Here is a 6,849-nt window from a genome sequence, read left to right as displayed (position 1 = left end):
CCGGACGCTTTTTGACCCACACGATGTGGGAAATGCAGCCAGCGCGACAGGACGTCGCGATGCTGGCTGCCCGGACGGACGGCCGAGCCACCGCCGCTCATGCTTCGCAGCGGTTGTCTCGGCCATCCGTTCTTCCGCAGGAGTCGCCGGTTTCCTGTCCATCCCAAGACCGGATAGGCAGGCGATCTGCTGGCTGCCCCTGTCTGAACTTATAGGAAAAAAACGACGGGAACGCAAAAAAGGCGGGAAGAGGGCATTAGTTCCTCTTTCCGCCTTTTCGGTTGGCAGTTTCGCTTCTGAGAGACAGGGCCGGCAGGAGCAAGCGGAAATGCGAAAAAAATTTCTGCTCCTGCGCAAGCTCGTCGCAAAGCCGCAGACGGCTCGCGCGCGGCCTGCAGCTTGCCCTGCGGAAAAACGGGCGGCTCAAGACCCCGCATGCCGGTGAAACCGGCAGAGGAGGCTTGAAAGGAAGAGGACCCGAGAGCGCGGCATCGTGCGGGCCCACGGCAACGGTTTTAACTGCGACGAGCAGCGCAGCTGCGCAGGAGCAAGTGTTTTAATGCGACGAGTAATCGCAGGAGCAAGCGAGCGTTTGCGCCAGCTGTTGCTGGTCCCTTCCAACTGAATTCTCCAATCATGATGAATCGGAAGAGACTTTTGGACAGCCGCTATTTTTACGTTCATTTTTCCGCCGTTCAGGAGATGTAGCCTTCGTGGATTTTGCTGATTCGCTGGCGGAATTCCTCGATATGCACGAATCTGGCTTCCCGGAGGACTTCCTTGCCGTCAGCGAATAAAATCAGGACCGGGACGGTGAAAATCGACAAATAGCCGGCCAGCGCTTCGATTTTTTCCGCATCCGCCACTGCCGTCCGGATATCAGGGAAGGCATCCATAACTTCCGCAACCTGCGGAAGCAAAGCATGGCAAACCCCTCAGCCAGGGCGCAGCACATACAAAAAGTTCAGGCCGCCCTGCTGTGTGAACGTTTCAGCAGCTGCGAGAGATGTCAGTTCCTCCATCCGTTTCCCCTCCTCGTGTGCGGTTTCTTCTTGCTTACCCTGTTTTGCGCCGTATAACCGCTGGAAAAAACGGGGAAACCTGCGGGCTCCGTTTACGGACGGCCCGGGGTGGCATACAATCAGCATATGGCTGTGGCCCACTGCAGCATTTTAGGAGGCGTTTATGTGTGAACGGAAAAAAGAGATTCAATCCCGACAATGCCCATCTTTTATTCAGCGAGGAGAGGAGAGCTTCCCTGCCGCCTGAGCAGGTTCTGCGTTACTTGAAAGTCAAGAGGGAGGACGAAGTGGCGGATTTGGGGGCGGGCAACGGGTATTTCACGATTCCGCTTGCCCGGCTGACAGACCGGGTGGTCCAGGCAGTCGATATTGAACCGCGCATGCTGGCCATGCTGAAGGAAAACGCGGAACGGGAACAGGTCGGGAATATCCGCTTCATTGAAAGCGATCTGGAAGCCCTCCCGCTTGAAGACAGCTCGGCTGATAAAGTGCTGACCACATTCGCGATCCATGAAGTGGGCGACCCGGAAAAAATGCTGCAGGAGATCCGGCGGATCCTGAAGCCGGGCGGAATGCTCCTGCTGACCGAATGGGAAGAGGTGGAAATGCGGGAAGGGCCCCGGAAAAGCCAGCTCATTCCTTCGGGGAAACTGCTGGCGGCTGTCAGCCGAAGCGGATTCGCCGCGGAGCGGATCCGGCTCAATTCAGCACAGTACGCATTGCGGGCATATGTGAAAAACAGGGGGAAATAAGAGCGGATACCTATAGATAAAAGAATTTTTTGAATTCCGACCGATTCCCCCTATAATGGAACTAACCATAGGGACGGAGGGATCGCATGGAAGATAGACGCAGTGAGACGATTTATGAAGTGCAGATGAACCAAAAGGAAATAGAATCCATTCTGCATGCATTCAAAGTGACAGGAAATGAAATGGGATTCACAGAAACAGACAAACAAGTGATCCGTAAAATCGCAAAACTCGACGACCGGTTTCTCGCTTATATAAAAGATCAGAACTGGTTTCGGGCCATGTTCAAGTAAAGCAGCGCGCCGGAATACAAAAGCAGCCGCAAGCGTTGAGCCTGCGGCTGCTGCTGTTCACTCAATGAAGATCGAAGTGGGTGCGGACCGCATCGAAGTTCTCTTTAAGCGATTTGCTGTCATCGACCTGGATCGATTCGAAGCCATACTTTTTTACGCTCTCCCGCACGCTGCGGGCGAAACCCATCTCTTTTTCCATCCATCCCTGGAACGCCAGATCCGGATCTTCGGTGAGTTTGAGGATGTGATGGATCCATTCACGCTGTGAATAGTGCTTCACTTGAAAATCGGGGGTCGGGAACAGCCAGATCGCCCGGTTCGGATCCGCGAGAAGCGGTGCGACTTTCTTTGGCAGCACGACAGAACCTTCCACCAGCACCGGCGAGGTATCGGGAAGTGCCAGAAGGTCCTCGACCACCATGGAAAACTGCTCTTCATAAAACCCGATCGATTCCTCCACCTGGCGAGGGACGGGAACGGTCGAGAAGCGCGCCGACCAGTACTCACCCCACGTGAGATGCCGGGACCGGTTCATGTTCGGATGCTGTTCTTCCGTGCTCCGCTCGACGTGCGCAGGATGCTCATCATCCGCTTTGTAATAAATAAAGCCATACTTCTCTTTGAGCATGCGGGCGACCGATGTCTTCCCGGCACACGGGGAACCGCCGATCCAATAAACATGCGATAGTTTTTTCGCTAAATCACTCATACAAAAAAATCTCCTTCAGCTGATATCAATACTCGGTCTCCATCGTAACGCATGAACGGGAAGCGGGTACAGGATAACCATTTCCGGCTGGGAAGGCGGCTGAACAGTAACTCCCGGCCCGATGGGATTCAAGGGAACAAAAAAATCCCGTCCGCTTAGAAACGGACGGGACGGTCTTCGAAGCAGCCTGCTTCGTTTTGTCAGATACTTCAGCCGCCGGATGAGCAAGCCGCTTCTGAAGCTGCCGCAGTCTCATTCAGTTCGGACAGAACCGTGCCGAGCACGAAGGCATTGCATGAATCGGTCAGAGCGGTTTGGTCTATGCGGATCTGGTGTTTAGCGAAGACGGCTTGTGTTTCCGGCCATTCCGCCACAATCGTCTGAGGGCTCATAGTGGATGTGATCACTTGTACAGACACTCCTTTTTCGTCGCTTCCATCACAATGGTTTACATTTCTTATCTTAATACGCTGGCTGCCGGGTTAGCAATCAATTGATTTCAGCAGTTGAAAAGGCCAGTCCGCAGAACCGGATGGCAGGACATCGGTGTCAAGTCTTTTTCGGTTCTTGTATAATGGAGGGATCAGGAGGTGACAGGATGAAGCCGAAGAAGTTTTTGGACAGGGTAAAAGAGCATACACCTTCCGTCCTCGGCCATGAGGATTTTGCAAAATATGCCGTGCTCCTGCCACTGATAGAGAAGAATGGGGAAACCCACGTGGTGTTCGAAGTGAGGTCCTACAGTCTCCGGAGGCAGCCGGGGGAAATCTGTTTTCCGGGCGGCCGCATCGACCGGGCGGATGAAGACGCAAAAGAGACGGCACTCCGTGAAACGGAAGAGGAGCTCGGCATCAGTCCGGCTGAAATCTCGGACGTCCATTCACTCGACTATCTCGTATCGCCTTTCGGCATGATGGTTTACGCGTTCGCCGGTGAGATCAGCGCAGAGGCGGAGCTTGAGTTGAATAAAGCGGAAGTCGATCACGTGTTCACCGTGCCGCTGTCTTTTTTCTTCAGCACACCGCCGAAAGTCTACCGGATCGGTTTTTCGGTACAGCCGGAACCCGATTTTCCGTTCGATCTGATCACAGGCGGGGAAGAGTATGACTGGCGGACCCGGCACATGGAAGAGTACTTTTATTCATACGGGGATAAAGTGATTTGGGGACTCACCGCCCGCATCCTCGCCCATTTTATCAGTGTGGTGAAATAAGGGGCCGTACTGCAGCGGACGCCAAGTATCGGAAACAAATGAATTCATAAATCAGCTTCGTCTAAATCAGCCTGTGAGGAGGTTCGGTGATGGAAAACCATGGATTGGTCATTGAAGAACGGAAAGAACGGAAAGCAAAGCCGGCGGAAGGGGAAATGCCGTTCGGCACGATTTTCACAGATCATATGTTCATGATGGATTACACAGAAGGCAAGGGGTGGCATGATCCGCGGATCGTTCCGTACGGGCCGCTGGAACTCGATCCTGCCGCCATGATTTTCCACTACGGACAGACCGTGTTCGAAGGCATGAAGGCATACCGCACACAGGACGGCCGCTCCCTTTTGTTCCGGCCGGAAATGAACATGAAACGGCTGAACAAGTCATGCGAGCGGATGAGCATCCCGCCGATCGATGAAGAAAAGGTGCTCGCCTGCCTGCTGGAACTGCTGCGCCTGGATCAGGAATGGATTCCCGAAGCGCCGGGCACTTCCCTGTACATACGCCCGTTCGTCATTTCGACGGAGCCCAATCTCGCGGTCGGCCCTTCACGCTCGTATCGGCTCAGCATCATCCTGTCGCCGGTCGGCCCGTATTTTCCGGGAGGGCTGAAACCGGTGACCATCCACGTGGAAGATACCTTCACACGGGCGGTCAAAGGCGGGACCGGCACGGCGAAAACCGCCGGCAACTATTCATCGGGCTATCGGGCACAGGCGAATGCGAAACAGCAAGGCAACGCGGACGTGCTCTGGCTGGATGGCATTGAGAAAAAGTACATTGAAGAAGTGGGCAGCATGAACATCTTTTTCAAAATCGGCAATGAAGTGATCACACCCGCACTGAACGGAAGCATTTTGGAAGGGGTGACCCGGAAATCGGTCATTGAACTGCTGGGATCGTGGGGTCTCCCGGTTACGGAACGGAAAATCGCGATCGAAGAGCTGTTCGATCTGCATGAAGCCGGGAAGGTGGAAGAGATTTTCGGGACCGGCACGGCAGCTGTGATTTCTCCGGTCGGCGAACTGAATTGGCGGGGAAAGAAGGCGGTCATCAACCAGCACGGAATCGGCGATTTATCGCAGCGGCTGTACGATACGATCACCGGTATCCAGAGCGGGAGACTGGAAGATGAGTTCGGCTGGACGGTGGAAATCGGATGAATGAAACAGGCAGGTCCGGAAAATCCGCGGAACGGTTTTCCAGACCTGCCGTTTGTATTTTTCGGACAAGCAATGCATCCGCCGGACAGAAGCTTCAGCGGATCAGGCGTCTTTCTCACTGACAAGCGCATGGATGTTCCGGTCCGGATCTTCGAAAAATACCATCCAGGATTCCGAATCGCCCATCTTGCCGACGACATGCGGTTCATCGATGAATGTGACGCCTTTCGCCAGGAGCGCTTCATAAGCCCCGCGGATATCCGCCACATCAAAGTAAAGGACAGAACTTGATTTTGCGAAACGCTCATCCTCGGGAATATTGAGTAAAACACGCGTGCCGCCGCATTCGAAAAACGCGAGATTTCCGGTCTGGAACAAAAGCGGCAGACCGAGTGTATCACGGTAGAACGGGATGGCGGTTTCGAGACTGTGGACAGGTACACTGACTTGGCCGATTTTCCGGATGGCTGCCGGCTCCATAATGATCTCCTCCATTTCCGTTGTCCCTAAATCATACAGGATTTTTCCCTGATTTTCTCGGGAATTCCCCGCTTAAGAACCGGGTGGATGATAGAATAAAAGAAAAAAGTCAACTTTAGGAGCATCTGATCATGGGTTCTTTTTTCAAACAAGGGGCAAAAACGTTATTCCCCGGATACTTTGCGCTCGTCATGGCGACCGGTGCGCTGTCGATCGGCGCTTTCCTGCTCGGCATGGCCATCATCGCCTACGCGCTTCTCTTCGTCAACGTCATCGCTTATGTGGCATTGTGGCTTTTGACCATCACCCGGCTCGTGCTGTACTTCCCGCGGCTGACGGACGATCTGACGAGCCATGCGCGGGGGCCGGGCTTTTTTACGCTCGTCGCCGCCACTTCCGTGTTCGGCAGCCAGCTCTTCGTCGTCGGCGGGCTGCACACGCTCCCGCTTTACCTTTGGTTTCTGGCCATCGTTTTGTGGTGCATCATCATGTACACATTCTTCACGGCTGTCACCATCCGGCGGAATAAGCCGACAATGGGCGAAGGGATCAACGGCGCCTGGCTCATCGCGGCGGTCGGAACGCAGTCCCTGTCCATTCTGGGCACGCTGCTTTCCCCGTTCGCGGAAGAAGGCCGGCCGGTCATGCTGTTTTTTACGCTCTGCATGTATTTCCTTGGCTGCATGCTTTACTTGAACATCATCACGCTCATCTTCTACCGGTTCACGTTCCTGGAGCTCCAGTCGTCGGCCCTGACGCCGCCGTACTGGATCAACATGGGCGCCGTCGCCATCACGACATTGGCCGGCTCGACGCTGATCCTGCATGCGGATCTGTGGCCGCTGCTCGGGGAAATCACGCCGTTCCTGAAAGGGTTCACCCTGTTCTTTTGGATTACGGGCACATGGTGGATCCCGCTTTTATTCATCCTGATGATCTGGCGCCACGTCATCCATGGCAATCCGCTGACGTACGACCCGCAGTTCTGGGGGATGGCGTTCCCGCTCGCCATGTATACGACGAGCACATTCCAGCTGTCCGAGGCGCTGGCTCTGCCATTCCTGGCGGTCATTCCGCATATCATGGTCTATATCGCTCTGGCGGCCTGGCTATCGGGATTCGCCGGCCTGCTGCACCATTTGTTTACCGGCTATCGGCGTACGAGGCGGCTGGAAGGCGCCGATCACTCAGCGTCCGGCTGATATGAAGGACAGAGA

At 54.8% G+C, this 6,849-nt stretch carries 9 protein-coding genes; 5 read left to right on the top strand and 4 right to left on the bottom strand.

What is annotated here, in order from left to right; all coding sequences use genetic code 11:
* Window positions 1-695: 695 nt before the first annotated feature.
* Window positions 696-896, bottom strand: a complete 201-nt coding sequence (locus tag CCE92_RS16245; RefSeq protein ID WP_241536017.1) for a YbbN family protein — start codon at window positions 894-896, stop codon at window positions 696-698.
* A gap of 293 nt (window positions 897-1,189) precedes the next feature.
* Between CCE92_RS16245 and CCE92_RS11855 the strand changes: the two genes are divergently transcribed.
* Window positions 1,190-1,774, top strand: coding sequence for a class I SAM-dependent methyltransferase (locus CCE92_RS11855; protein ID WP_241536016.1), 585 nt, complete (start codon window positions 1,190-1,192; stop codon window positions 1,772-1,774).
* A gap of 86 nt (window positions 1,775-1,860) precedes the next feature.
* Window positions 1,861-2,067: a hypothetical protein gene (locus tag CCE92_RS11850; RefSeq protein ID WP_088008142.1), complete on the top strand. Its 207-nt coding sequence runs from the start codon at window positions 1,861-1,863 to the stop codon at window positions 2,065-2,067.
* A gap of 61 nt (window positions 2,068-2,128) precedes the next feature.
* On the opposite strand, the gene CCE92_RS11845 is transcribed toward CCE92_RS11850, so the two are convergent.
* Both CCE92_RS11845 and CCE92_RS11840 read right to left on the bottom strand, forming a co-directional pair.
* A complete protein-coding gene (locus CCE92_RS11845) occupies window positions 2,129-2,776 on the bottom strand; it encodes a nucleoside/nucleotide kinase family protein (protein ID WP_088008140.1) in 648 nt (215 codons plus the stop codon).
* A 209-nt stretch (window positions 2,777-2,985) separates the two neighbouring features.
* A complete protein-coding gene (locus tag CCE92_RS11840; RefSeq protein WP_162287870.1) occupies window positions 2,986-3,183 on the bottom strand; it encodes a hypothetical protein in 198 nt (65 codons plus the stop codon).
* Between the two features lie 191 nt (window positions 3,184-3,374).
* Here CCE92_RS11840 and CCE92_RS11835 point away from each other — a divergent pair, with 191 nt between their 5' ends.
* Complete coding sequence (locus CCE92_RS11835) at window positions 3,375-3,989, top strand: NUDIX hydrolase (RefSeq protein ID WP_088008136.1); 615 nt, start codon at window positions 3,375-3,377, stop codon at window positions 3,987-3,989.
* Between the two features lie 89 nt (window positions 3,990-4,078).
* Window positions 4,079-5,152 (top strand): branched-chain amino acid aminotransferase, encoded by a 1,074-nt coding sequence (locus CCE92_RS11830; RefSeq protein WP_088008135.1) that lies wholly within the window; start codon window positions 4,079-4,081, stop codon window positions 5,150-5,152.
* Between the two features lie 102 nt (window positions 5,153-5,254).
* On the opposite strand, the gene CCE92_RS11825 is transcribed toward CCE92_RS11830, so the two are convergent.
* Entirely contained in the window at window positions 5,255-5,647 is a 393-nt protein-coding gene (locus CCE92_RS11825; RefSeq protein ID WP_420913239.1) for a VOC family protein, read from the bottom strand.
* Window positions 5,648-5,763: 116 nt separating this feature from the next.
* On the opposite strand from CCE92_RS11825, the gene CCE92_RS11820 reads away from it, so the two are divergent.
* On the top strand, window positions 5,764-6,834 hold the full coding sequence (locus CCE92_RS11820) for a tellurite resistance/C4-dicarboxylate transporter family protein (protein ID WP_088008131.1): 1,071 nt from the start codon (window positions 5,764-5,766) through the stop codon (window positions 6,832-6,834).
* Window positions 6,835-6,849 lie beyond the last annotated feature (15 nt).

The organism is Indiicoccus explosivorum (assembly GCF_002167005.1).
Taxonomy (GTDB): Bacteria; Bacillota; Bacilli; order Bacillales_A; family Planococcaceae; genus Indiicoccus; species Indiicoccus explosivorum.
The sequence above is the reverse complement of the archived record's forward strand: the minus strand, read 5'-3'. Positions and strand labels throughout refer to the sequence as shown.

Bases quoted from the DNA above. Each gene is read 5' to 3' on its own strand.
- CCE92_RS16245 (WP_241536017.1), bottom strand. From the start codon at position 896: ATGGATGCCTTCCCTGATATCCGGACGGCAGTGGCGGATGCGGAAAAA.
- CCE92_RS11850 (WP_088008142.1), top strand. From the start codon at position 1,861: ATGGAAGATAGACGCAGTGAGACGATTTATGAAGTGCAGATGAACCAA.
- CCE92_RS11845 (WP_088008140.1), bottom strand. From the start codon at position 2,776: ATGAGTGATTTAGCGAAAAAACTATCGCATGTTTATTGGATCGGCGGT.
- CCE92_RS11835 (WP_088008136.1), top strand. From the start codon at position 3,375: ATGAAGCCGAAGAAGTTTTTGGACAGGGTAAAAGAGCATACACCTTCC.
- CCE92_RS11830 (WP_088008135.1), top strand. From the start codon at position 4,079: ATGGAAAACCATGGATTGGTCATTGAAGAACGGAAAGAACGGAAAGCA.
- CCE92_RS11825 (WP_420913239.1), bottom strand. From the start codon at position 5,647: ATGGAGGAGATCATTATGGAGCCGGCAGCCATCCGGAAAATCGGCCAA.
- CCE92_RS11820 (WP_088008131.1), top strand. From the start codon at position 5,764: ATGGGTTCTTTTTTCAAACAAGGGGCAAAAACGTTATTCCCCGGATAC.